General features: G+C 40.2%; 24 protein-coding genes and 4 tRNA genes. 19 read left to right on the plus strand and 9 right to left on the minus strand.

The annotated features are described in order from the left end of the window. Positions 1–2: 2 nt before the first annotated feature. Entirely contained in the window at positions 3–2,969 is a 2,967-nt protein-coding gene (locus CP948_RS05240; protein WP_096602088.1) for a site-specific DNA-methyltransferase, read from the minus strand. Between the two features lie 43 nt (positions 2,970–3,012). Here CP948_RS05240 and recG point away from each other — a divergent pair, with 43 nt between their 5' ends. Next, on the plus strand, positions 3,013–5,370 hold the full coding sequence (recG, locus tag CP948_RS05245) for an ATP-dependent DNA helicase RecG (protein WP_096602090.1): 2,358 nt from the start codon (positions 3,013–3,015) through the stop codon (positions 5,368–5,370). Here the strand turns inward: recG and CP948_RS05250 are convergent. From CP948_RS05250 to plsY, 3 genes are all read right to left on the minus strand, one after another. Further along, positions 5,358–6,128 carry a hypothetical protein gene (locus tag CP948_RS05250; protein WP_245810095.1) on the minus strand — a complete coding sequence of 257 codons (771 nt, stop codon included), beginning with the start codon at positions 6,126–6,128 and terminating at the stop codon, positions 5,358–5,360. The two genes, recG and CP948_RS05250, sit on opposite strands and share 13 nt — an antisense overlap. Before the next feature lie 70 nt (positions 6,129–6,198). Next, positions 6,199–7,629, minus strand: coding sequence for a glycosyltransferase family 39 protein (locus tag CP948_RS05255; protein ID WP_096602092.1), 1,431 nt, complete (start codon positions 7,627–7,629; stop codon positions 6,199–6,201). After that, positions 7,626–8,213: a glycerol-3-phosphate 1-O-acyltransferase PlsY gene (gene plsY / locus CP948_RS05260; protein ID WP_096602094.1), complete on the minus strand. Its 588-nt coding sequence runs from the start codon at positions 8,211–8,213 to the stop codon at positions 7,626–7,628. The genes CP948_RS05255 and plsY overlap by 4 nt, the downstream gene beginning before the upstream one ends. A gap of 16 nt (positions 8,214–8,229) precedes the next feature. On the opposite strand from plsY, the gene guaA reads away from it, so the two are divergent. Then, positions 8,230–9,753: a glutamine-hydrolyzing GMP synthase gene (gene guaA, locus CP948_RS05265; RefSeq protein ID WP_096602096.1), complete on the plus strand. Its 1,524-nt coding sequence runs from the start codon at positions 8,230–8,232 to the stop codon at positions 9,751–9,753. Positions 9,754–9,755: 2 nt separating this feature from the next. Beyond that, entirely contained in the window at positions 9,756–10,649 is an 894-nt protein-coding gene (locus CP948_RS05270; RefSeq protein WP_096602098.1) for a bile acid:sodium symporter family protein, read from the plus strand. Here CP948_RS05270 and CP948_RS05275 read toward each other — a convergent pair. After that, entirely contained in the window at positions 10,646–11,653 is a 1,008-nt protein-coding gene (locus CP948_RS05275) for a cytochrome-c peroxidase (RefSeq protein ID WP_096602100.1), read from the minus strand. The two genes, CP948_RS05270 and CP948_RS05275, sit on opposite strands and share 4 nt — an antisense overlap. A 56-nt stretch (positions 11,654–11,709) precedes the next feature. Here CP948_RS05275 and gap point away from each other — a divergent pair, with 56 nt between their 5' ends. Further along, a complete protein-coding gene (gap, locus tag CP948_RS05280) occupies positions 11,710–12,729 on the plus strand; it encodes a type I glyceraldehyde-3-phosphate dehydrogenase (protein ID WP_096602102.1) in 1,020 nt (339 codons plus the stop codon). A gap of 4 nt (positions 12,730–12,733) precedes the next feature. After that, positions 12,734–12,806 (plus strand) — tRNA-Pro (locus CP948_RS05285). A 6-nt stretch (positions 12,807–12,812) separates the two neighbouring features. Here CP948_RS05285 and thiL read toward each other — a convergent pair. Together thiL and CP948_RS05295 are read right to left on the minus strand one after the other, a co-directional pair. Then, the gene (gene thiL / locus CP948_RS05290) at positions 12,813–13,733 is read right to left on the minus strand and encodes a thiamine-phosphate kinase (RefSeq protein WP_096602104.1); all 921 of its coding nucleotides are present in this window, start codon (positions 13,731–13,733) and stop codon (positions 12,813–12,815) included. Beyond that, positions 13,730–13,972, minus strand: coding sequence for an NIL domain-containing protein (locus tag CP948_RS05295; RefSeq protein WP_096602105.1), 243 nt, complete (start codon positions 13,970–13,972; stop codon positions 13,730–13,732). Before CP948_RS05295 ends, thiL begins: the two co-directional genes overlap by 4 nt. A 39-nt stretch (positions 13,973–14,011) precedes the next feature. Between CP948_RS05295 and CP948_RS05300 the strand changes: the two genes are divergently transcribed. Together CP948_RS05300 and rpsT are read left to right on the plus strand one after the other, a co-directional pair. Further along, positions 14,012–14,083: transfer RNA gene (locus CP948_RS05300), tRNA-Cys, on the plus strand. A 27-nt stretch (positions 14,084–14,110) separates the two neighbouring features. After that, a complete protein-coding gene (rpsT, locus tag CP948_RS05305) occupies positions 14,111–14,398 on the plus strand; it encodes a 30S ribosomal protein S20 (protein WP_096602106.1) in 288 nt (95 codons plus the stop codon). Here rpsT and murJ read toward each other — a convergent pair. Both murJ and CP948_RS05315 read right to left on the minus strand, forming a co-directional pair. Next, positions 14,339–15,838, minus strand: a complete 1,500-nt coding sequence (gene murJ / locus CP948_RS05310; RefSeq protein ID WP_096602107.1) for a murein biosynthesis integral membrane protein MurJ — start codon at positions 15,836–15,838, stop codon at positions 14,339–14,341. The genes rpsT and murJ overlap by 60 nt on opposite strands. 5 nt (positions 15,839–15,843) lie before the next feature. After that, a tRNA-Leu gene (locus tag CP948_RS05315) sits at positions 15,844–15,930 on the minus strand. Positions 15,931–15,958: 28 nt separating this feature from the next. On the opposite strand from CP948_RS05315, the gene thiE reads away from it, so the two are divergent. The 12 genes from thiE to gcvH all read left to right on the plus strand — a co-directional run bounded on the left by thiE (position 15,959) and on the right by gcvH (position 23,582). Continuing rightward, positions 15,959–16,516 carry a thiamine phosphate synthase gene (gene thiE, locus CP948_RS05320; RefSeq protein ID WP_096602108.1) on the plus strand — a complete coding sequence of 186 codons (558 nt, stop codon included), beginning with the start codon at positions 15,959–15,961 and terminating at the stop codon, positions 16,514–16,516. Position 16,517: 1 nt separating this feature from the next. Further along, positions 16,518–17,477 (plus strand): mechanosensitive ion channel family protein, encoded by a 960-nt coding sequence (locus CP948_RS05325; RefSeq protein WP_096602110.1) that lies wholly within the window; start codon positions 16,518–16,520, stop codon positions 17,475–17,477. Positions 17,478–17,506: 29 nt separating this feature from the next. Next, a tRNA-Asn gene (locus CP948_RS05330) sits at positions 17,507–17,582 on the plus strand. 12 nt (positions 17,583–17,594) lie between these two features. Next, on the plus strand, positions 17,595–18,173 hold the full coding sequence (gene minC / locus CP948_RS05335) for a septum site-determining protein MinC (RefSeq protein WP_096602112.1): 579 nt from the start codon (positions 17,595–17,597) through the stop codon (positions 18,171–18,173). Further along, the gene (gene minD / locus CP948_RS05340; RefSeq protein WP_096602114.1) at positions 18,170–18,958 is read left to right on the plus strand and encodes a septum site-determining protein MinD; all 789 of its coding nucleotides are present in this window, start codon (positions 18,170–18,172) and stop codon (positions 18,956–18,958) included. The genes minC and minD overlap by 4 nt, the downstream gene beginning before the upstream one ends. Before the next feature lie 3 nt (positions 18,959–18,961). Next, the gene (gene minE, locus CP948_RS05345) at positions 18,962–19,201 is read left to right on the plus strand and encodes a cell division topological specificity factor MinE (RefSeq protein WP_096602116.1); all 240 of its coding nucleotides are present in this window, start codon (positions 18,962–18,964) and stop codon (positions 19,199–19,201) included. Beyond that, entirely contained in the window at positions 19,198–19,719 is a 522-nt protein-coding gene (gene hslV / locus CP948_RS05350; RefSeq protein WP_096602118.1) for an ATP-dependent protease subunit HslV, read from the plus strand. The genes minE and hslV overlap by 4 nt, the downstream gene beginning before the upstream one ends. Continuing rightward, positions 19,720–20,430, plus strand: coding sequence for a zinc ribbon domain-containing protein (locus tag CP948_RS05355; protein ID WP_096602120.1), 711 nt, complete (start codon positions 19,720–19,722; stop codon positions 20,428–20,430). Then, positions 20,420–21,514: a rod shape-determining protein RodA gene (rodA, locus tag CP948_RS05360; RefSeq protein ID WP_096602123.1), complete on the plus strand. Its 1,095-nt coding sequence runs from the start codon at positions 20,420–20,422 to the stop codon at positions 21,512–21,514. The genes CP948_RS05355 and rodA overlap by 11 nt, the downstream gene beginning before the upstream one ends. Continuing rightward, positions 21,511–22,611, plus strand: coding sequence for a radical SAM family heme chaperone HemW (hemW, locus tag CP948_RS05365; protein ID WP_096602125.1), 1,101 nt, complete (start codon positions 21,511–21,513; stop codon positions 22,609–22,611). Before rodA ends, hemW begins: the two co-directional genes overlap by 4 nt. Further along, the gene (locus CP948_RS05370; protein ID WP_096602127.1) at positions 22,595–23,140 is read left to right on the plus strand and encodes a class II aldolase/adducin family protein; all 546 of its coding nucleotides are present in this window, start codon (positions 22,595–22,597) and stop codon (positions 23,138–23,140) included. The genes hemW and CP948_RS05370 overlap by 17 nt, the downstream gene beginning before the upstream one ends. Further along, positions 23,133–23,582, plus strand: coding sequence for a glycine cleavage system protein H (gene gcvH, locus CP948_RS05375; protein WP_096602129.1), 450 nt, complete (start codon positions 23,133–23,135; stop codon positions 23,580–23,582). The genes CP948_RS05370 and gcvH overlap by 8 nt, the downstream gene beginning before the upstream one ends. Positions 23,583–23,601 lie beyond the last annotated feature (19 nt).

Consider the following 23,601-nt stretch of genomic DNA (forward strand, 5'->3'; position numbering starts at 1 on the left):
GGTTAAATTCCCATCAATCTTTTAAATTCCGGCTCTATATACATTATATCTGCCTGAAAATCTCCAAAATCGGGCGTGAGGATGGATTTCCCACTGATATAAACCACGCTTGGTTTCCAATCTTTTAGCTCCTGTTTTATGTATTCTTTGTCTTCCTTAAAGTCCTCCTCTTTCCAATCTTCTGAATACTCCCTCCAAACAATGGCTATATCTTTACCTTCTTTTTCTCCAAGAATGAAAAGGTATTTTCCTCCGTTTTTGTTTTCCCTTAGTTTTACTTTTTTGACTTTAATTCCAAGAAGGTAGTTAAAGGTTTCTGGTATATCCACTATTACTTCTTTTGCTTGTGCGCCGTCGTTTATTTTCAGTTTGTAAGCGAAAGGGTTTTTTAAGTGCTCTATGTTTAAAAGATATGGGCTTTCTCTTGTTTCAATGTCAAGGAAGTATTTTATAAGGTATTCATTTTTGAAAAGTTCTTTCATCTTTTCGTTTTCTTTTAGTTCAATATTGTCAAGTGCATCTTCGTATTGTTCTAATGTGATGTATTTAAAAAAGCCACCTGCAGTTTTCTCGTTGTACTTTTCTTTAACATCTTTTTCTTTTGAAATGCCTGATTTATCATAAGCTAAAACTTTTTTCATCCTTGGTAAGACTACAGTATAAAAATGCTCTCCTACTTCAATACCTATCCACTTTCTTTTAAGCTTATGTGCGGTTGCTGTTGTTGTGCCACTTCCTAAAAAGAAGTCCAAAACTAAATCGCCTTCGTTGGATGTGGATTCTATGACACGCTTTAAGAGAATTTCGGAGTTTTCGGTGGGGAAGCCTTGGGTTTGTGAATAACCTGAAATATCTGTCCAATTAGAATCTAATAGCTCTTCTTCAGCTGTTAAATACTGGGGCATTCCTTTAACTTTATTCCCGAATATGTCAATATACTCAATATCTTCATTTATTCTAATTCTTCCTTGCTTTTCTAATTCATAAATTCTTTCCTGTACGAAAGTCCAATGCCTCCCTTTAGGTGGATAAAATAGCCGTCCAAGTATTATTCTTTCTGGTGGATTTCTTTCTCCCGGAGAGTGCATATTTAACCATTTTTGTTTTCCTTCTCTTGTTTTATAAATTGGATTAAAAGTAAAATTGTTGCTTTTTGTATAGAAAAAAAGACTATCGTTTGCAACATTATATCCTTGAACTCCAATAAAAATCTTTTTTGTCCTGCTTACCACTATCTCATTCCTAAAATTCTCCTCTCCAAAAATCTCATTCATCAAAAGCCTGACATACATATTACCGTTGTAATCACATCTTACAAACATACTTCCCCTTTCATTCAATAATTCCCTCCCTAACCTTATCCTATTCTCAAGCATGGTTATCCAAGTGGAATCTTTATACTTCACATTGTAAAGATAGTCTGCATCCTGCTCTTTGTTAAACGGTGGGTCAATATAAATCGTCTGCACTTTCTCTTTATACTTATTCAAAATAGTATTCAAAGCCTGCCAGTTTTCACTTTTAATAAGCAAACCATCCAAAACATCTTCTAAATCCTTCTTCTCACTTATCTTTTCCAAAAGCTTAAACTTAAATCCTTCATCAAAATACTTTGTGTCTATAGGTAGTTTTTTACCTTCTAAATCTTTCTCATTTTCTATCTTTCCAAATCCAAGCTCTTCCCATTCTTTTAACTGTTCTTTATTTTCTAAAACCTTCTTAACCACTTCTTTATAAAACTCTTCATCTGTCCAATCTTTTATCCTATCAAGTGTAATAACATACTCTGTGTTTAATACAAACTTCTTTTTCTCCCATAACTTTTTCTGAAAATCCTCAATATGTGAAAGAAAATTAATAATTGTTTCCCCAATCTCTTTTACGGTCTTGGCTCTTGTTATGTGTTTATCAATATACTTTTCCTGAGAGAGGGTTTCGTAGTTTAAAACTTCTGCCTTTATAAAGTAATCAAGTTGCTCTGACAGAAATCTCTTTAAATCTTTGTGAATAAAGTAATCCCTTGTGTTCTTTGCTGTGTATCTGTTTATGTGATAAAAAAGTAATGGCTTTTCGTTTCTCTTTTCCTCAATGAGTTGCTTATAAAGTTCAAGCTGTTTGTTTTTCAAAAGCCAGTTCTTAATCTTTTCAAAAATAACCTCGTTTATCTTTTCTTGCTTCATGGAGTTCTTTTGTCCTTCTTCTGCGTTATTGTTATCTTTGTTATTTATCTTATTTTCAAGTTCTTTTATTTCATCTTCTGACAAAGTTTTATACTTAAAGTAAATAACAAGCTCCTTTTCATCGTTGAGTTCTACCTTTGACAGAGTAAACCTCTTCTGTTTTTCTTTTTGCTTGTTTGTTGAAAGCTCATCCTCTTCTGCCTGCTCTAACCTAAAGATCACTTTAAAATTACTTGTGTTAAATGTGTAATCCCTAAAAAGTATGCCTGTTTTTATGTAATACTGATCTGCGTTAGCCCAATAAAGCTTGACTTCCTCACCGTTGTAAGGAATGGCATATCTGTGTCCCTTGATGGAATACCTATACTGTGGTACAAAGTCTCCATCTTCATAAAACCTTGAAAAGAATGTGTAGAGGTCGTTGTATACTAAGTTTTTAATCTCATCTATCTTTTCCGCTTGCTCTTTTCTTTCTTTTATTTCTTGGTATTCTTTGAAAATGGGTGCATCTTTGTATTTTTCGTTTAAATCTCCTGTTGGTGTAAAAGCAGGTTCTCCAAGGGTTTCTAATACTTTTTGTTTTATTCTTTCAAATTCTTGGTTTATATTTTCCGAAATGCCTTTTTTGTGTTTCTCAAAAGCACTTTCAATTTTATTGGGTAGTTCTTTTTCTATGAAATCCTCTATCCTTTTTCTCTTGTAATTAAAAATCCTGTATATTCCAAAATCCAGATCGCTACTTTCAAACTGGAATATCTCTTTTAGTTTCTCCAAAAACTTTTCTTTCATGAGAGGCTCTCCGGTTATATTATATTATACTTCTGAGCTCCGTATGGAAAAATTAGAAAAAGCAAGAAAGCTTATCCAAGAACTTGAGGAAGGGGATTATATAAAGCTCAAGCGAAGCATTGGCGTGGGTCTTTATCTGTTTAACTTACTAAAAGAAGAGCTTGAGCCCATTTACCTAAATCTTCTAAAGGAATTTGACAGGCTTCCTATACAAAAGCGCATAGGCATTCTCAAGATTATAAAGAACAAACTGAGTTCTCCTATTAGCAGGCAGGTGGTGGATTTTTCAAGGTATGAAAAACATCCTATAGAAAAGTTCTTTATACCTTTGGAAAAGCTAAAGGTTCTTGATGATAAAGAGAAAAAACTTCTAAAGGCATTAGGAATAAAGGATCTTTACTCCGCTCTTTGGTATCTTCCTGTGAGGTACGAGGACAGAAGACTGACTACTACAATAAAGACTACTAAACCCGGTCAACGCGTGGCTCTTAAACTAAGAGTGGTAGAGACTGGCTACGATCCTTCGGAAAAGTACCCTGCTTTTGTTAAGTGTGAGGACGAAACGGGAACTCTTTATCTTCGTTTTCGCTACAAAGATAAAAGGGCTCTTTATGCTTTTAGGAAGGGAAGTTCCATAGTAGTCTATGGGAAGCTCAAAGAGTTTCATGGTGAAAAGTATATGGTGCATCCTGAGGTATCCTTTGACGAGAAGGAGTTTGGAAGGATCTTACCTTTTTACTATATAAGAACAAAAGGAGAGATAAAGGCTTTTTCTTCAAAGACAAAACACAAAAAGGTAAGACAGGCAATAGGGAAGCTTTTGGAATACACCAAGTACATGCCTGAGTATTTGCCTGAGGAACTTCTTAAAAAATACGCATTCCCTAAGATAGGTGAGAGTCTTTATATGGCTCACAATCCTCTTTATGAGGATGAAGAATCCCTTAACAGTTATACGACGCCCTTTCAAAAAAGACTTATATACGAAGAGCTGTTCCTTTTTCAGATGGTCCTTCAGATGAAAAGAAGGCAGATAAAGAGTCTTTCCGCTATTGTACTTTCAGAGCCAGAAAAACACATACAGGAGTTTATAGCTACACTGCCTTTTGAACTTACCCCAGCTCAAAAAACAGTGATAAATGAAATCTTACAGGATTTGAAAGATGGCAGACCTATGAACAGACTTCTTCAAGGCGATGTAGGTAGCGGTAAGACTGTAGTGGCTATGGCTATCTCTTATGCCTTTGCCAAGGAAGGCTACCAGTGTGCCATTATAGTTCCCACAGAGATACTGGCACAACAACACTACGAAAGCTTTAGAAGGTTTCTTGAACCTCTGGGTGTAAAGGTGGGTATTCTTACAAGCTCTGTTAAAGGTTCTTTAAGAAGAAGTATCTACAAACATGTTTCTACGGGAAACTTACGGATTCTGGTAGGTACTCATGCACTACTTGAAGAGAAGTTAGAGTTTAAAAACTTGGCTTTTGTGGTTATAGACGAACAGCACAGGTTTGGTGTCTTGCAAAGAAGGGAGATGCTCAGCAAAGGCAAAGATACTCTTCCTCACTGCCTTGTGATGAGTGCAACTCCTATACCAAGAACCTTGGCACTTTCTCTTTATGGAGATTTGGACATATCGGTGATAGATGAGATGCCTACAGGAAGAAAGCCAGTCATCACAAAACTTCTCTTTGAGTCAGAGATGGAAAAGTGTTTGAATACTATAAGGGATGAGTTAAACAAGGGTGGTAAGGTTTATGTGGTGTATCCTCTTATAGAAAGCTCTGAAAAAATGGAGTTAAAGTCTGCAGTAGAAAGCCACAGATACTGGCAGGAGCTTTTCCCTGACAGAAAAGTCCTTTTGTTGCACGGAAGACTCAAAGACAAAGAAAAAGAGGAGGTGATGAAAAGGTTCAAAGAGGAAGGAGACATATTGGTCTCCACTACTGTAGTGGAGGTGGGAGTAGATGTGCCCTCTGCAACCGTGATGGTAATAGAATCTGCTCATATGTTTGGACTTTCTCAGATACACCAGCTAAGAGGTAGGGTGGGAAGGTCAGATAGGCAAAGCTACTGCTTTTTAATAGTGCCAGATCACCTTAAAAACACGGATGCGGATGCCATAAAGAGACTCAAAATATTGGTAAATACTAACGACGGTTTTAAGATAGCGGAAGAGGACTTAAAGCTAAGAGGTCCGGGTGAGCTATTGGGTGCTTCTCAGTCAGGATACTTTGGCTTTAATGTGGCAAATTTGGCGAGAGCAGAGGATAGGCAACTGCTACAGCTTGCTAAAGAGGATGCCACGGAGTTTGTAAATAAACTAAGCGATCTTGAAAACCTAAGAAAACTTCTAATATACAAGTACCAAGATAGCATGGATCTTAGCTACATAGCCTGAAGGGGTGGCAAGCAGGAAAGGAATCTGAGTCCAAAGTAAGCGGTACCTATCTTGAATCTGTAAGTGTATATCCTTACACTGTATATGCCCTTTTCCTTTATGGGTTCGTTTATGTAGTTCTGGTCATAAACTCCTGCAAGTTTATCATTTTTGAGAAATAGCACCAAAACATTATTTGTAGCTACCTTTATAACATACCTACCCTTAGTTTGCGCAATCTGTCCGGGAAAGTAATAACCTCTTTCAGAGTAAAGATAAGCGTTCAAAGAAACTCTCTCAGAAATAGGAATAGCGTTAGGTAGGTCTTGAGCTTTAAGGTCTTTGCACTCAACGCCTTGAAGTAGGTTCCTCCTGTTTCCTAATATGAAAGAGTAAGATGGAACATCAAAGGACATAAAAGATGCTATCACAGGTATGTCCGAAAGAAAGGGCTTGCATACTTTACCGCTATAAAGGGAGTATAGGTCTTCTGGCTTTTCAAAAACTAAGCTCTTAGGAAGAAACTCAAAGAGAACATAAAACACCTTTGAAAGGGTAGGAATGTCCCTGTAGCTGATACCTGATACTTCTAAAGGAATGAGCTTTTCTGACGGGCAGGAGTTGTGGGATAAAGCAAGTTCTATACCTTTCTCTTGCATAGTTTGAAAGAGCTTTGCTGGATTTCCCAAGGATGAGTTATACACGGTCTTTACACCCGCAACAAATACGCAGTTTCTATTTATGGGCAGTGGGCTTGGGCTTGGTATGGAGTAATTCATGTTGATGAAAAACCTAAAGGGTAAAGCATGATAAAACAAAAATCCCCACACGTAAAGACTCAGAGCTAATCTAATAACCCATGGGTAAGCTTTCCTCCAAACCTCTGTAGTCTTTAAGTTTGTAAATGTAAAAGGTTCTTACTTCCTTACCCCTCCAGATTACTTTGTAAATTTCCTCCTTTATTATACCACCAAAAGCAGAGAGTACTCTCTTTTCTGCAGGTCCTACACTTACAAAGATGGCAGACTTGCCTATGTAATTTTCCATCCCTTCTTTCCAGAGGTCATACTGGTTCATCCTTCTTCCTAAGTTCACACAGTAAGTTCTGGGATTTCCCTTTACATAAAAGGCAAGCTCCGCAGAAACTTGGTACTGAGGTGAGAAGATCATCTCTGAACCTGTATAAAGCTGGCTCACTCTTTTACCTAAGTCTTTCCACCCTACTAAAAACTTTGTAGGGTCTCTTTCCGGGGGTAAGAGTGGGGTTATCTTGAAAATGTCAAAAAGAGGCGTAAAGTGAAGAAAAATAAAAAGAACAAAGGACAAAAGATAGGAAGGTATAAGGAGAAAACTGCGAGACAGAAAGTAAGAGACAAGGATAAAGCCTGAAAAGTAAGAAAATCCTGCCCAGTTTGCTTCTACCCTTTTATGAAAGGAGAGGATTAGAAAAAAGAGGAACACAGGCAGAGAATAAAAGGTAAAAAAAACAAGTTTTCTGTCCTTTAGGCTTTTTAACCAAGCATACAAAAGCACCAAGAAGGGTAATATGGATAGTAAAAGTGCTTGACCACCTAAAAACTCCAGCGCTCCAGATAGCTCTATTAGGCTATCACTCTTGGAAGCAAGGGTGCTTACATGTTTGAAAGATACAAAGCCGTGTTGATAGTTCCATATGAACACAGGAAGGGAGAGGATAAAGGCGGGAATTAGACTAAGATAGGGTGATGGACTCATCAGAAGGTCTTTCCTTATAAATGCCATATAAAGCAAGGTAATAGGCAGTAAAAATACCGCAGGATACTTACTCAAAAAGGCAAGTCCAGAAAGGATTCCTACCAAGATCCAAAGCTTTTTTTCGTTCTTCTCAAAAGCTGTGTGTATTGCCATCACCGAAAGAGACCAAAAAAATACAAAGGGAGCATCTGTGGTCATGAGAAGAGAGTTTATAGAATAACCTACGGTGATCTGGGGAAGGGTAGCGCACACAAGGGCAACTCTTGGACCAAAAATCCTTCTTACAAAGATGTAGGTAAGGATAGAAAGCACAAAGGAGAGGATCATAGGGGTAATTCTGACTGCGAGCTCTGTGTTGCCCAAAAGTTTGGTTGTTAAAAAGTTCAAATAGGCTACCATGGGTGGTTTGGAGTAATAGCTAAGGTCAAGGTGTCTTGACCAGTCCCAGTACTGAGCTTCTTCGGGTGAGAGGTCAACGGGATAATAAAGTATGTAGAATAGTCTGAAAATAAAAAGAAGAAGGTTCAAGAGGAGAACTAAGATCATTCTTTACTAAAGGTATGTTCTGTACCTTCTAACAGTCTGGATATATTATCCTTGTGTTTGTAAAAGATGATAGAGGCTATCACCAAGGACATGAGGACTATCTTGAAGGGAAAGCCAAAAAGGATCAGCAAAAACACAGCAGAAGCGGAAGACACCAAAGAAGCCAAAGACACATAACCTTTGAGCTTGAAAACTAAAAGCCAGATGATCAGTGAGAGAAAGGCTACCTTAAAGGATACACCAAGAAGCACTCCAAAAGCTGTTGCTACAGCCTTCCCACCTTTGAAGTTATGAAAGATGGGAAAGACATGACCCAACACGCTGGCAATTCCTACCATAAAGAGCGTCCAACTCTCAAGACCAAAGTAAAGCCTTGCCAAAAATACGGGAAACAGACCTTTTAGCATGTCAAGTAAGAAAACAATCAGTGCGTATTTTTTCCCTAAGGCTCTGCCCACATTGGTAGCTCCTACATTACCACTGCCTACAGACCTTATGTCTATACCTTTAGCTCTTGCTATGTGCTCACCAAAAAGCACAGAACCCAAAAGGTATGCAAGAACAATAAGAAGTAAGCTATCCATAAGCTATAATTTTATCATGCAAAGGCGCCCTGCGATAATTCTTAACTTTGGATCTCAGTATGTGCAACTAATAGCCAGAAGGATAAGAGAGTTAGGAATTTACAGTGAGATCCTTCCTTTCAACACAAAAGCTGAGGAGATTCTAAAAAGAGATCCTTACTGCGTGATACTATCTGGAGGACCTGCATCCGTTTATGAACCTTCCGCTCCTCTGCCAGATGAGGATATATACCATCTTGGCATTCCCCTTTTAGGTATATGCTACGGCCTGCAGGCTATGGTGTATCAATTGGGTGGAGTTGTAGAAAGAGCGGTAAAACAAGAGTACGGAAGGGCTAAGCTTACGGTGATAAAAGACGATCCCCTCTTTTATGGACTTCCCAAAGAGTTTGATGTATGGATGAGCCATGCGGATAAAGTAGTGTCTCTTCCTGAAGGATTTGAGGTGCTTGCATCCTCTGAGAACTCTCCAAACGCTGTGATAAAGAAGGGAAAGCTCTACGGTATTCAGTTTCATCCAGAAGTAGCTCACACTACATACGGAAGAGAGATATTTCATAACTTTCTGTACAGGGTTTGTAATGCTCAGAAGAACTGGGAAGTAGGAGACCTTGTGGAAGAAAAACTGCAGGAAATAAGGGATACTGTGAAAGAGGGTAAAGTCATATGTGCTCTATCTGGTGGTGTGGATTCTACTGTTGCTGCGGTGCTCACCCACAGGGCTATAGGGGACAGACTGGAGTGCATATTTGTGGATCACGGACTTTTGAGAAAAGGAGAAGTTCAGGAGGTAGAAAGCTACTTTAGGAGTCTATCCCTTCCTTTCAGAAAGGTAAACGCCAGTGAACTTTTCCTGAGCAGACTAAAGGGTGTAGAAGACCCTGAGGAAAAACGAAAGATAGTAGGCCGTACTTTCATTGAGGTGTTTGAAAAGGAGGCAGAAAGGTCTGGTGCAGAATATTTGCTTCAGGGAACTCTTTATCCAGATGTGGTGGAAAGTGCAGGCATACCTGGTGCCAAGGTCATAAAGACACACCACAATGTAGGAGGACTTCCCGAAAAGCTTGGTCTTAAACTACTTGAACCTCTCAAAGAGCTTTTCAAGGACGAGGTAAGGCAGATAGGGAAAAAGCTCGGCATACCCGATGAACTACTACAAAGGCATCCCTTTCCTGGTCCTGGACTTTCCATAAGAATATTAGGAGAAGTAAAAGAAGAGGACTTAGAGATACTAAGAGAAGCAGACTACATATTCATAGAAGAACTAAAAAGGTGGGGACTTTATAACAAGGTATGGCAAGCTTTTGCAGTGCTTTTACCCATAAAGAGCGTGGGAGTTATGGGAGATGTTAGAACTTACGAAAGAGTTGTGGCTCTAAGAGCAGTTGACAGTAGTGATGGCATGACAGCAGACTGGTCAAGGCTTCCTTATGACTTTCTTGACCATGTAATGAGAAGGATAATAAACGAAGTAAAAGGTATAAACAGAGTAGTTTACGATATATCCTCAAAACCCCCTGCCACCATAGAGTGGGAGTAAGTATGCAAAACCTTTTTAGCTTACTTATAGTTTTGGTTTTTTCCCTTGCAGGTATCTTTATGAGTGATGCCTTTAGAAACCTTAAGGAGATGATCGTGCCTCTGTTAGTGTTAGTGATGCTCAGCATGGGAATAACTCTCAGTATGGAGGATTTCAAAAGGATATTGCAAAAACCAGTAATGGTTATGTACGGTGCCTTGCTACACTACGGTGTGATGCCCCTTTTGGCTATAATTCTGAGCTTAATTTTTGGCATAAGCAGGGACCTATACATTGGTATGGTGCTTGTAGGTTCTGTTCCGAGCGGTACCGCCTCAAACCTAATAACTTACTTAGCCAAAGGAGACCTTCTTTACTCTGTTAGTATAACCGCATTCTCAACGCTCTTAGCTCCCCTTTTTACACCTTTGTGGACATACGCATTGGCAGGAAAATACGTGCATGTTCCCTTTTGGGACATGGTTTGGGATGTTCTAAAGATAGTTATACTGCCTGTTGTGCTGGGTGTTGGGATCAGGGAAATTTTCCCGCGCGTAAGGACTATTGAAGGTTTTCTACCTTATATATCTGTATCCGTTGTAGGCTTTATTATCGCTGTGGTGCTTTCCCTGAATGTGGAAAACTTAAAAAAGATGGACCTTATGCTCCTACTTGCGGTCTTTTTGCACAATGTTCTTGGTTTTCTTTTAGGTTTTTTATTTGGCAGACTTTTCGGTCTTGATAATAAGCTTTCTAAAACCCTTTCCATAGAAGTAGGCATTCAAAACTCAGGCTTAGCGGTGGCGCTTGCCATAAAGTACTTTTCTCCTTTGGCTTCTTTACCTCCTGCCCTTTTTAGCTTTCTGCAAAATGTAAACGGTATAATTGTATCTTCAATTTACAAGCGCATACATTAGGGTAGGATAGGTGGTTTTCTGGCATCTTCGGGTATCTTGCCTGTTAGACTTTTCAGGAAGGCTACTATGTCCCTTACTTGCTCTTTACTGAGGTCTTTACCCAACTGTACTTTTCCCATGATCCAAACAGCCTCTTCTAAGCTTGCCACAGAACCATCATGAAAGTATGGAGCTGTCATGGCAACATTTCTCAAAGGTGGGACCTTAAAGACATATTTGTCCTCTTCCTTTTTCGTAACTGCGTACCTACCTTCATCTATGCTTTCACTCTTTGTATACTTCCAATAAGGCTCGTATATTCCAAACTTTTGGTACATGTTGCCACCTACTAAAGCACCGTTATGGCAGGCAACACAACCTACTTCTATGAAGGTGTTAAGACCTCTCTTTTCTTCAGGGGTGAGAGCTTTGGTATTGCCTTTTAGGAAATCATCAAATCTTGAAGGCGTGACAAGGGTTCTTTCAAAAGCTCCTATAGCTTTTGCTATGTTTTCTGCAGTTATGGGTTCCTTATCCTTTGGAAAAGCTTTTCTGAAAAGCTCTACATAATAGGGTATTTTTCTAATTTTTTCCTCTACACTTTCTTTAGAAGGGTTTCCAAAGGCAGGTGGTCCTGTAAGCGATTGTAGTGCTTGATCTTCTACATCTTTCCTATTTCCTATCCAATGTTGCACAAACTGTCCTGCGGAGTTAAGCACCGTTGGGGCGTGCCTAGGTTGGAGTTTTAACGCACCCATCTGCTTAGGTGCTGGTGAAGCATAGTAATACTCTATAGCATGACAGGTAGCACAGCTTACCATGTCATTGACAGAGAGCCTCCTTTCAAAGAATAAGAGCCTGCCCAGCTCAACCTTTTGGGGTGTTATGGGGTTGTCTGCAGAGGGAAAGCTCTTAGGAAGTGGAGAGAAAAACTGCTTAGCTTTAGCCAATAACTCTTTATCTGCATCCCCCTTGGGGAAGACAACACCGACAAGTAGAAGGCTAATAAGCACGGACTTTCTCATACTACCCTCCTCCTTAAACTTAATTATAACACAATAGGCAGTGTATAATTTATAGTATGAGCGTAAGGGTAGGCATAAACGGCTTTGGTAGGATAGGAAGGTCTTTTTTTAGAGCTTGCTACGGGAGGGAAGATATACATATTGTGGCTATTAACGACCTTACGGATACTAAGACCATTGCCCATCTTCTTAAGTACGATTCGGTTCACGGTAAATTTGAAGGAAGTGTAGAAGCCAAAGAAGATGCCATATATGTAGACGGAATGCGTATAGAGGTTTTTTCTCAAAAAGACCCTTCCCAAATACCTTGGGGTGATGTGGGGGTGGACTTGGTAATAGAGTCTACAGGTGCTTTTACAAGCAGGGACAAAGCACAGCTCCATCTGCGCAACACGGTAAAAAGGGTGATCATATCTGCTCCAGCAAAAGACCCCGATATAACTATAGTGCTTGGTGTAAACGAACATATGTATGATCCAGAACGGCACAGAATTATATCCAACGCGTCGTGTACCACTAATTGCTTAGCTCCTACTCTAAAAGTGCTTCAAAATAACTTTGGTGTAAAGTATGGATACATGGTAACTGTTCACGCTTACACTAACGATCAAAGGCTACTTGACCTTCCGCATAAGGATCTAAGAAGGGCAAGAGCTGCAGGGATAAACATAGTACCTACTACCACTGGTGCAGCTAAAGCTATAGGTGAGGTGTTGCCAGAATTAAAGGGTAAGCTTGACGGAACAGCAAGAAGGGTGCCAGTTCCTGACGGCTCATTGATAGACCTTACTGTTATAGTGGATAGAAAGCCGTCTTCCGTAGAAGAGGTAAATACAGCTTTCAAAACTGCTGCGGAGGGAGACTTAAAAGGTATCCTTCAGTACACAGAAGAACCTATAGTTTCCCAAGATATTATAGGCAATCCTCACTCTGCTATATTTGATGCAAACCTCACACAGGTTATAGAGGACATGGTACATGTGGTTGCATGGTATGACAACGAATGGGGATACTCTTGTAGGCTGAGGGATTTGGTGGCATTTGTTTGGCAGAAGGAAAGCGCACTAAAATATTAAATTACGGGGTGTAGCTCAGGTGGCAGAGCGCTGGCTTTGGGAGCCAGAAGTCGCAGGTTCAAGTCCTGCCACCCCGACTTGAACTATCTAAAGTGGTCAAACCCCATCGGATGCAAAGTTTCCCCATCTATATAAGCGCCAGACCCTTCTTCAACAAAGCCTATACACTTCATGTCAAGAAAGGGGTTATATCTGTCTTCTGGATGTGTAAAAAGTAGTTGGTAATCTTCTCCACCCGTAAGAGCATACTCTAAGGGATTCCTACCGTGCTTTTTACAAAAGAGCTTGAGCTCTTCAGATACGGGTATGTCATTACTTTTTATGGATATTTTCACACCGCTCATCCTTGAAAGATGCCAAACATCAGAAGATAGACCATCACTGATGTCTATACAAGCGTTGGCATACTTGCGTATGTGCTTTATATAGTCTATTCTTGCAGTGGGTCTTATGTGCCTTTCTATAAGTTTTAGTTCAAAGTCCTCATACTTTTTTCTTTCAAGAAGAAGAAGCTCAAGGCCTGCTTTGGCATCTCCTAAGGTACCACTTACGTACAGTTTATCGCCGGGCTTGGCTCCAGATCTGGATACAAACCTATCTGTTTTCCCCAACATGAATGCGTCTATAACTATCTTTTCTGCCTTTGTGATGTTTCCACCAACCACTTGACATCCATAAAAACTACACGCTTCTTTTATACCTCTATAGAGACCCTCCACATAGGCAACTTCTATGTCGGGTAAAGCCAAAGATACCAACGCATAAAGAGCATTTCCTCCGCTGGCAACCACATCGCTTACATTCACGCTTATAACTTTCCAACCCACTACTTCGGGTGCATAAAACCTTTTAAAGTGTCTGTCTTCTACCATACAGTCCGTTGTTAGAAGTAGAGTCTCGCCATTTATTTCTACAGGTGCAGTGTCATCTCCTATGATGGGTGAAGATAGAATACCTTTCAGCACCTGTATAAGTCCGAACTCTCCTATCTGTGATATCTTCATTCTGTAAAGATCTGACCCTCTATTGGTTCTACGAGAATACCTTGCTCTTGTATGAACTTGATAGCCCTCTCTATCTCTTCTGCTTCCCCATCTAACTCAACAGTTAACAAACCCGTATCCTTAGTGACTTTTGCTGTCCTTATGTTAACAACAAGGTCAAAGTTTTTACACACCATGCACAGCACAGGCTTCTTAACTTTTTCCTCTGGATATATGAGCTGTAATCTTACCAAGTTCATAACACATATTATAATCTGTTGGTATAATAAAAAAGTATAGGCAACGTGGCCGAGAGGCTAGGCGAGGGACTGCAAATCCCTTCTACGGCGGTTCGAATCCGCCCGTTGCCTCAAAAAACTACCTTTAGGAGGTAAAGGATGCCCAACACGAAACAGGCACAAAAGCGTATGAGAAGAGATGCAAAAAGAAGACTAAGAAACAGGTATCACCTGTCAAGGATGAGAACTTACATAAAGAAGTTCAGAAAAATGGTCCAGGAAGGAAAGCTTGAAGAAGCAAAGCAGTTCCTTCCTGAGGTAATAAGCGTCATATATCACACCGCCTCAAAGGGAGTTATCCACAAAAACGAAGCCTCAAGGAGAGCCTCAAGACTGAGCCTTTTGCTTAACAAGGCTCTTGAGTCTGTTAACAAGAGTCAAGGATAGAGAATCTCTAAGAAAGAGAAGGATTAAAAAGTATACTGCCATAGCGATGGGTATAATAAGCAGTATCCAGATGGCTTGTGTTAGCCACATTTTTAAAAGCCATACTACAAAGAGCATAAAAATAGACGCAAAGAGAGGTTTGTAGAGAATTTTGAAAAGATCCTTTATGGCGATCACTTCTCTTTCTGTCTTTAAGAAAAGGTAAGAAAAACCCACCAGTGCAGAGGTTGAAGTTCCCAGAGCAAGTCCAAAAACGCCCCACTTTAAGAAAAAGGCATAAAAGCTTCCAAATAGAGCCTCGGACAGAACAGATAGTATTAAAGCTTTTACGGGTGTTTTAGTATCCCCTTTTGCAAAAAACACACTGCTTAGAACTTTTTGGAAGGAGAAAAAGGTAAGACCAATAGTGTAAGCCCCTAATACTGAAGAAGCTACAAGCACATCTTGTTGAGAAAACCTACCTCTGCCGTAGAGTAAGGCTATTATACTGTCCGAAAGAGCTATAAGACCAAAGGTAGCAGGAAGAGATATAAGGCTTACAAACCTAAAAGCTAAATGTGTGCTAAATTTTGTATCCTCACCTCTGGAAAGTGCGGAAAGCAGAGAGTTTGCCATGCCTACAGATACAGCACCCAAAGGTAATTGGAAGATCCTGTTGGCGTAATAAAGGTAAGATATGGACCCAAGAGGCAGAAAAGATGCGAGGAAAGTATCTATAAAAAAAGATAGCTGAGCGACACCAAAACCCAGCAATGAAGGTATAAGCCTTTTCACAAGCAATTTTACATCTTTATCTAACTCAAGGGAAAAACCCAGTATAACTCCTGATCTCCACAAGGAAGGCAAGTTAAAAAGAGCCTGAGCTATTCCTCCAAGAATTACACCCCATATGAGGGAGTAAAAACCAAATTGGTTTGAGGCTAAAACAACCACCAAGGAGAACACCAGATTAAAAACTCCCTGAGCGAAGGCTGGCACGAAAAAAACGCCCTTTGTGTTTAGTACCGCCATAAAAAAAGAGCTAAGTCCTGCAAAAAACAGGTATGTAAAGAGCCAGCGAGCCATAAAAACGGTCAATTCAAAGTGAGGCTTATCTCTTATACCCGGTGCTATGACTGTCATTAGAGTGTCAGCAAATAATATACCCAGAAGGGTGATAAGAAGGTTTACCAAAGTGTAGTAAGTAAAGGCGGAACTCAGAAACTGTCTTTCTCTTCCACTTTTTATATCTTTTGCGTATATAGGTACAAAAGCAGCATTAAAACCTCCCTCTCCCAAAAGTCTCCTAAAGGTGTTGGGCAGTCTGAAAGCAATAAAGAAGGCATCCGTTATTTGGGATACACCAAAGTAATATGCTATAAGTGCATCCCTTACATACCCAAATATTCTGCTTAGCAAGGTAGCAAAGGAAAAGCTTATAGAGTGTTTTATCAGTCCCATTTTTTTGGTGCCGGAGGCGGGAGTCGAACCCGCACGCCCTCACGGGCACTGCCCCCTCAAGACAGCGCGTCTGCCAGTTCCGCCACTCCGGCTGAGTTTATATTATATACGATAAAAACCATGTTGCCAAGATTGTACGCTATAACAGATAGTCAAAAATACGGAGATGACTTTTGGGGAAGTCTGCGCAAAGTTTTAGAAAGGGGTGTGAAGATGCTACAGCTGAGGGAAAAGTCCATAAGTGGAAGGGATTACTACGAAAAGGCTCTTATAGCAAGACAGATAACCAAAGAGTACTCTGCCTTACTTCTCATTAACGATCGCGTTGACATAGCTCTTGCGGTGTCTGCTGACGGCGTGCATCTACCTCAGAATGGCATGCCACCTTCTGCAGTGCGCAAGTTAAAGAAAGACCTAATTATAGGCTTTTCCGCTCATGACCTTGAGTCTGCTCTTTTTGCAGAAAAAGAAGGTGCTGACTTTATAACTCTTAGTCCTATCTTTAAAACTTCTTCCCATCCACATGCAGAGCCTATAGGTCTTAGCGCCCTACAAGAAGTATCCCAAAAGGTTTCCATACCCGTTTACGCCCTTGGAGGCATAACATGGGAGAAAATAAAGCTTTGCTACAAAAACGGAGCTTATGGTATAGCTGGCGTAAGCTTATTCTTAGAGTAAGATGAAAGGAATTTACATTCCCACTCTGATATTTTCCTTTTCCCTGTTGCTACTACTTGGAATTAGGTTTTTGCTTCTTTATTTGATAGAAAGGTCTGCTTTTAAGAGTTTGCACCGAATACTTAGAATACCATCCGTCTTTTGGGTGTTGGCTGTGGCTCTTGACATAACCCTTTACTTTTCTAATATGCAAAGAAAGTACGTTTTTCTGGTGGAAAAGATCATACAAGGAGTACTCATACTTTCGTTGACTTTTGTCCTTGCGGATATAGTTGTAGAGGTCATCAGATTCTACATAAACAGGGCTCATATATCCCTCCCTCCAACAGGTCTGATCTTTGCGCTTGTCAAGAGCATTATAATCACGCTGGGATTTATAACTTTCTTGAGCTTTTTGGATGTTCCAGTGGTGCACTTTATAACCACATTGGGTGTTGGCGCTTTGGCCGTATCCTTAGCGCTTCAAGGAACGCTTTCTAACTTCTTTTCTGGATTAAACATCCTCCTCTCCAAGCAAATAAAGATAGGCGACTTTGTAAGACTAGAGAGCGGAGAGGAAGGTTTTGTTCAGGATATTACATGGATGAACACAGTAATAAGAAGATTGGACAATAACACGCTTGTAGTACCCAATTCAAGGCTTGTTAATTCTATACTGCTCAACTACAGGTCTCTATTAATTACAGTTCCTATAACTGTGAGCTACAACTCTGACCTTGAAAAAGTAGAAAGAGAAACCCTAAAAGTAGCCAAGGAGGTCCAGAAAAGTGTCAAAGGTGCAGACCAGAATTTTGAGCCTTCTGTAAGGTATCAAAGCTTTGGAGACTTAGGTATAACCTTTCATGTAGTACTAAAGGCTATAGACCCTACCTATCAGTCAGTCCTTAAGCATGAGCTTGTAAAGAGAATAAAGCAGGTATTCTACGAGCAAGGGATAGAGTTTATTAAAAGTGGCATTTAGAAGGAAAAGTGTTTATAATTTTTTAAGTATCCGGGGTAGCTCAACAGGCAGAGCGGGTGGCTGTTAACCACCTGGTTGGGGGTTCGAGTCCCTCCCCCGGAGCCAAAAAGGTAAGAAATGATAGAGATAAAGGGAGTAACGCTACCTGTAGTAGTCGTAAAAGTAAAGGAGAAAGTGAGCCCTCAGGAAGTAATATCCTACATAAGCGAGAGGTTGTCTTCTAAACTTTTCAGTGGTAGCTATTTTCTCATAGACGGTGGGAGTTTTTTAAGTGAGGAGGAGCTCACTCAAATAGAAGCTTTTTTGAGCTCTAAGGACATAAAAAGCGTAAAAAGACTCATGTTAGATAATGTTAATCGTAAAGAAAGCAGACTTCTGATAGTTCAAAAACATCTAAGGTCTGGACAGAAGGTGGAACACAACGGTGATGTACTCATTTTGGGAGATGTGAATAAGGATGCGCAAGTTATAGCAAGTGGGAACATAATAGTAATAGGTAAGCTCAGAGGTATAGCGGTAGCAGGTGCACTGGGGGATGAGAGTGCAGTGGTTGTTGCTCTTCAGATGGAACCTCAACAGATCAGAATAGGTAGGAAACTCGCCATATCCAGCGATGAGGATAGGAACTCACCGGGATATCCAGAGGTTGCAAAAATTGAAAATGGTACAATAGTTTTAGAGAAGGTGAAAGCATGACAAAGGTGTTTGTAATTACATCTGGGAAAGGCGGTGTAGGAAAAACCACTATAACTGCAAATCTTGGTATAGCGCTTGCCAAACTGGGTAAAAAAGTTTTGGCAGTAGATGCGGATATAGGCCTTAGAAACCTTGATATGATCCTTGGTCTTGAAAACAGGATAGTTTACGATGTTTTAGATGTGTTGGAGGGCAGAGCGGAGTTTTCTAAGGCTTTAGTAAAGGACAAAAGGGGTCTTACTCTATGGCTTCTTCCTGCAAACCAGACGAAAAATAAAGATGCGGTGGATAAAGATAAGTGGGTCAAACTGATGGAAAGTATAAAAGAGGCTAACGAGTATGATTATGTGCTTATAGATTCTCCTGCAGGTATAGAGCAAGGTTTCCAAATAGCGGTGCTTCCCGCAGACACTGCCATAGTAGTGGTTAATCCTGAGGTATCCTCGGTGAGAGATGCAGACAGGATAATCGGACTCCTTGAAAACATGGGCAAAAAGGATTACTTTCTGGTTGTAAACCGTATAAGGTGGGATGCGGTCAAAAAGGGTGAGATGCTCTCCGTTGAGGACCTTGTGGATATACTTAAGGCACCCCTTTTAGGCGTAGTGCCAGAAGAGCAAAAGCTTGTAGATTTTACTAACAAAGGTGACCCCATAGTTCTTGAAGAAAGCTATGACGCTTCAAAAGCAATAATGGACATGGCAAAAAGGATAACCGGAGAAAGCGTGCCCATAAAATACTATGGGGAGAAAAAGAGCTTTTTGGAAAAGCTGTTTGGGAGGTAAAACTTGTTTGAGTTTTTATTTAAAAGAGGTAAAAGCAAAGACGATGCGGTAAGAAGACTCACATTGGTACTTGCTTACGAGAGGAAAGGGTTGCCACCGAACTTTGTAGAAAGACTCAGGGACGATCTTGTTCTGGTTTTTTCCAAGTATCCTCAGTTTGAAGTAAAGGGCATAGAAGTAGACATAAGGAGAGAAAAAGAAGGTTTTGACGAGCTTTGGATCAGCATACCCTTTAAGACATGACTACCATACTTGCAGTTAGAAGAAACGGTATAACAGCTATTGGGGGCGATGGACAGGTAACACTGGGGCACTCGGTTATAAAGCATGGAGCTAAGAAGATAAGAAGGTTATATAACAATAGGGTTATAGTTGGGTTTGCCGGTTCCGCTGCAGATGGACTTGCACTTATGGAGAGGTTGGAGGCAAAACTTGAAGAGTTCAGAGGTAATCTGCTAAGAGCCAGCGTAGAACTCGCAAAAGAATGGAGGATGGACAAATACTTAAGAAGACTTGAAGCTTTGCTTTTAGTAGTAGACAGAGAAAACATGCTTTTGCTTTCTGGAAACGGCGATGTCATAGAACCAGATGAACCTATAGTTGCCATAGGCTCGGGTGGAGATTACGCAAGATCAGCAGCGATGGCCCTTTATAGAAATACAAACATGTCTGCAGAAGACATAGTAAAAGAGGCTCTCAAAATAGCAAGCGAGATATGTATATACACCAACTCAAACTTCGTCATAGAAAAATTAGAGTGAATGATAAAGAAAGAGGAATTAAGGCTTTTACTTGACCTTCAGGAGCTTGAAATAAACATAAAAAAACTGGAGAAGCTTATCCAGAAGCTAATACAAGAAGAGGTAGAACTCAGAAAACAGTTAGCACATGTGGAGCAAGAAGAAGCCACGCTACTACTGGAGTTAAAAAAGTTAGATGATGAAATAAGACAGACAAACCAAGAGATATCCATCTGCATGGAAGGTATAAAAAGAGCTGAAGAGAGGCTAAGCAAAGTAAGAAAAGCCCAAGAGTATAAGGCACTTTTGAGAGAAAAGGCAAGATACGAAGACTGCGTCATAAAGCTCAAAGATCAGTTAAAACTTCTTCAGGCAGAAAGAAAACAGAAGGAACAAACTTATAAAAACCAGAAAAAAAACTTAGAGGTAAAGCACAGAGAACTAAAAGAAAAGCTTGAGGAAATTTCTTTGGAGTCAGAACTTACTAAGGGAAAACTGGAACAATTAAAGCAGGAAAGGAACAAACTCATTAATCACATACCTGAGCATGCACTAAGAGAGTATGAAAACTTAAAAAGTAGCCTGGAGCTTCCTGTAATAGTTCCTGTGGTGAGTTTTGGCGCATGTGGAGGATGTGGAATGAAGCTACCCTCAAGCCTATATTCAAAGGTGATGCTGGGAGAAGTAGTTATCTGCCCCAACTGCGCCAGATTGATATACTATGAGGCTTAAAGGTATAGACCTTACTTTGCTCATCTGCCTATTAATGATACAGCTTATAGGCTTGCTGGGTGTTTTTAGTGCCACTTACAAAGGAAGCATATCCCCTCTCTTTGTCAAACAGGTACTTTACATACTTTTTGGCTGGCTTATCATATTAGCGCTGGGAAGGATAAACTTCCGAATACTTTATGACATGGCAACAGTCATATACATGCTAAACCTCTTCCTCCTTATGCTTGTGCCACTATTTGGAAAAACCGTCTACGGTGCAAAAAGGTGGTTAGATTTGGGTCCTTTGAGCATACAGCCTTCTGAGTTTATGAAGTTCTCCCTTCTTCTCTTTTCCACTTACATACTGGGACACATGAAAAAAAACCTTAGTAAAGAGTCCGTCATATTACTACTTGCATTTATTATGCCTACCCTTTTGACCCTAAAACAACCGGATCTTGGTACAGCGGTGTCCTACCTTGTGATCCTTTTATCCCTACTTTTTTTCAAAGGCGTCCGTATTAGGTTCTTTATAGCATTAGGTCTGTCCCTTTTAATACTCTCTCCAATTCTTTGGCACTTTCTCAAAGACTACCAAAAGGAGAGAATAATAGCGGTTCTTGACCCATACGCAGACTACGCGGGTAGCGGATACCAGCTCATACAGTCCATGATAGCCATAGGCTCAGGTTCAATAACAGGTAAAGGCTTTCTAAAAGGTACACAGTCCCATCTTTTGTTCCTTCCTGAAAAACACACAGACTTTATATTTTCCGTGATAGCAGAAGAGTGGGGTTTTTTGCTTAGTTTTTTGCTCATCTCTTTATACTTTCTTTTTATATACAGACTTGCTCTTTACGGTATGCGTCTGTACGATGGTACCCAACGGCTCTTTTTGGGAGGAGCAGTTTCTCTTATACTCTTTCAAGTCTTTGTGAATTTGATGATGACCATGGGATTGGCACCAGTTGTGGGAATACCCTTACCCTTTGTGAGTTTCGGAGGAAGTAGCGTACTAACTTTTAGCTTGATCATAGGTGTGTGCTTTTCCATATTAAGAGAGTATATGCAAAAAGATATTCGTTTTGAGGAGCAACTATGATAGAGAGTCTTTACATACACATACCTTTCTGCTCTTACAAATGTCCTTACTGTGATTTTGTGTCCTTCACAAGCTCTCTTATATCCCATCAGGAATATCTACAGCTTCTTATTAAGGAACTCGGGCTTTACAAAGAAGAAAGTTTTTGTCTGAAAACCCTTTACTTGGGTGGCGGAACACCTTCGCTCATAGACCCATCCTTATACGAAACCTTTCTAAAAGACCTTTCGCTTTTAGTGGATACTGCCAGACTTGAAGAGTTTACTATAGAGTGTAATCCAGAAACATACAGAGAAGAAGAGTTTAAACAGATTGCTGATTTGGGAATAAATCGCGTCAGTGTAGGCGTCCAAAGCTTTACAGAAAGGGGACTAAAAGTGCTTGGTAGAAAACATACAGTTAAGGACTCCATAGATTGCATTAGATCCGCTTTCAAAGCAGGTATAGAAAACATAAGCGTGGATATTATATACGCATATCCAAACCAAACTTTAAAGGATCTAAAGGAAGAGCTTAAGGTTTTGATGGACCTTCCCATCAAGCACTTATCTTGCTATCTGCTTACACCTTACGAAGATACACTTTTTGGCAGACTTTTTAGCGAAGAAAAGCTCAAACTTCCAGACAGCGACCAAGTAGCAGATATGTATCTCTTTTGGGTAAATGAATTACAAAGTCTGGGTTTTGAGCACTACGAGATATCCAACTTTGCACTGCCAGGATACGAGTGCAAGCACAACCTTTCTTACTGGCTTGGAAGAGAGTTTCTGGGCTTGGGGGTATCCGCTTGGAGTTATGTAAAAAATGTGAGGTTTGGAAACACAAAAAACATGAGAGAATACGCTCAATCCATCAAAGAAGGCAGAAAACCCGTTGAGTACAAGGAGGTCTTAGAAGGTAAAAGCTTGCTCAAAGACATACTCTTTATAAGGCTCAGAACCAAGTGGGGTATACCAAAGGAGTATGCACATCTTATACCGGAAGAGCTTCTTGAGTTTTTTAAAAGTGTTGAAGACGGGATACGATTAAAAGAAGAGGGAATGCTGTTGATAAACGAGATCCTACTAAGGATAAAATACCATGCACTACCATATTAGAAAACTCATACAGGTGGGGAAACTCCTTTTTGAAGAAGGTCTTGTGGATGCAAGGGCGGGTAATCTTTCTGTAAGGATAGGTCAGAAAATACTCATAACCAGAAGGGGATCTCACCTGGGAACTCTAAAAGAGCATGACTTTGTGCTTTTGGATATTAACAAAACCAGCATTCTTGATGATAGGGCATCTTCTGAACTTTTGGTGCATAGAGAGGTATACATAAAAACCCAAAACCTTGCGCTTGTACACGCTCACCCTACTGCGGTAGTTAAACTGTCCTTTAAAACAAAAAATAATATAGTACCAAAAGATAGTGAAGGAAAAACCTTACTGAAAAGCGTAAAGGTGATCCCCAATTTGCCCTCTGGAAGCCAGAAGTTAGCTGAGGTAATTTCTGACATTTTATCCCAAGACAAATTAGTAGTTGTGCGTTCTCACGGTGTTTTTTCTGCGGACATAGACCCCTTTTATGCTTACAGTCATATATCCGTACTTGAACATTCGTGTAAAATACTCCTTGATGAGTGAGAGGGTTTACAAGGGTTGCAAGATACCCCTTGAGCTTTACTACGATATAGAAAATCAGGTTTGGTATAGGTTGGAACCAGACGGTACAGTTAGGGTAGGTGCAACAGACATAGGTCAGACCAGAGCAGGCAAGATGGTAAATGTAAGGATAAAAGCGGTAGGAAAGTATGTTCAGAAAGGTAAACCCATTGCCAGTCTTGAAAGTGGTAAATGGACGGGACCCGTTCCTGCCATAATAGAAGGAGAGATAGTAGAAAGGAACGAAGCACTTTTTGATACGCCAGAGCTCATCAACGAAGACCCCTACGGTAGGGGGTGGATAGCTCGTCTAAAACCTGCAAACTTAGAAAAAGACCTTAGGGACCTTTTGACTGGTGAAGAAGCTTTTAACAAACTAAAGGAGTACATGGACAGAGAAGGTGTAGAGTGTAAAGGCTCATAGTAAGAAGCCTATATGAGAA

The organism is Hydrogenobacter hydrogenophilus (assembly GCF_900215655.1).
Lineage (GTDB): Bacteria > Aquificota > Aquificia > Aquificales > Aquificaceae > Hydrogenobacter > Hydrogenobacter hydrogenophilus.

Excerpts from the sequence above, each read along its gene's own strand:
- CP948_RS05240 (WP_096602088.1), bottom strand. The coding sequence starts at position 2,969 with ATGAAAGAAAAGTTTTTGGAGAAACTAAAAGAGATATTCCAGTTTGAA.
- recG (WP_096602090.1), top strand. The coding sequence starts at position 3,013 with ATGGAAAAATTAGAAAAAGCAAGAAAGCTTATCCAAGAACTTGAGGAA.
- CP948_RS05250 (WP_245810095.1), bottom strand. The coding sequence starts at position 6,128 with ATGAATTACTCCATACCAAGCCCAAGCCCACTGCCCATAAATAGAAAC.
- CP948_RS05255 (WP_096602092.1), bottom strand. The coding sequence starts at position 7,629 with ATGATCTTAGTTCTCCTCTTGAACCTTCTTCTTTTTATTTTCAGACTA.
- plsY (WP_096602094.1), bottom strand. The coding sequence starts at position 8,213 with ATGGATAGCTTACTTCTTATTGTTCTTGCATACCTTTTGGGTTCTGTG.
- guaA (WP_096602096.1), top strand. The coding sequence starts at position 8,230 with ATGCAAAGGCGCCCTGCGATAATTCTTAACTTTGGATCTCAGTATGTG.
- CP948_RS05270 (WP_096602098.1), top strand. The coding sequence starts at position 9,756 with ATGCAAAACCTTTTTAGCTTACTTATAGTTTTGGTTTTTTCCCTTGCA.
- CP948_RS05275 (WP_096602100.1), bottom strand. The coding sequence starts at position 11,653 with ATGAGAAAGTCCGTGCTTATTAGCCTTCTACTTGTCGGTGTTGTCTTC.
- gap (WP_096602102.1), top strand. The coding sequence starts at position 11,710 with ATGAGCGTAAGGGTAGGCATAAACGGCTTTGGTAGGATAGGAAGGTCT.
- thiL (WP_096602104.1), bottom strand. The coding sequence starts at position 13,733 with ATGAAGATATCACAGATAGGAGAGTTCGGACTTATACAGGTGCTGAAA.
- CP948_RS05295 (WP_096602105.1), bottom strand. The coding sequence starts at position 13,972 with ATGAACTTGGTAAGATTACAGCTCATATATCCAGAGGAAAAAGTTAAG.
- rpsT (WP_096602106.1), top strand. The coding sequence starts at position 14,111 with ATGCCCAACACGAAACAGGCACAAAAGCGTATGAGAAGAGATGCAAAA.
- murJ (WP_096602107.1), bottom strand. The coding sequence starts at position 15,838 with ATGGGACTGATAAAACACTCTATAAGCTTTTCCTTTGCTACCTTGCTA.
- thiE (WP_096602108.1), top strand. The coding sequence starts at position 15,959 with ATGTTGCCAAGATTGTACGCTATAACAGATAGTCAAAAATACGGAGAT.
- CP948_RS05325 (WP_096602110.1), top strand. The coding sequence starts at position 16,518 with ATGAAAGGAATTTACATTCCCACTCTGATATTTTCCTTTTCCCTGTTG.
- minC (WP_096602112.1), top strand. The coding sequence starts at position 17,595 with ATGATAGAGATAAAGGGAGTAACGCTACCTGTAGTAGTCGTAAAAGTA.
- minD (WP_096602114.1), top strand. The coding sequence starts at position 18,170 with ATGACAAAGGTGTTTGTAATTACATCTGGGAAAGGCGGTGTAGGAAAA.
- hslV (WP_096602118.1), top strand. The coding sequence starts at position 19,198 with ATGACTACCATACTTGCAGTTAGAAGAAACGGTATAACAGCTATTGGG.
- CP948_RS05355 (WP_096602120.1), top strand. The coding sequence starts at position 19,720 with ATGATAAAGAAAGAGGAATTAAGGCTTTTACTTGACCTTCAGGAGCTT.
- rodA (WP_096602123.1), top strand. The coding sequence starts at position 20,420 with ATGAGGCTTAAAGGTATAGACCTTACTTTGCTCATCTGCCTATTAATG.
- hemW (WP_096602125.1), top strand. The coding sequence starts at position 21,511 with ATGATAGAGAGTCTTTACATACACATACCTTTCTGCTCTTACAAATGT.
- CP948_RS05370 (WP_096602127.1), top strand. The coding sequence starts at position 22,595 with ATGCACTACCATATTAGAAAACTCATACAGGTGGGGAAACTCCTTTTT.
- gcvH (WP_096602129.1), top strand. The coding sequence starts at position 23,133 with ATGAGTGAGAGGGTTTACAAGGGTTGCAAGATACCCCTTGAGCTTTAC.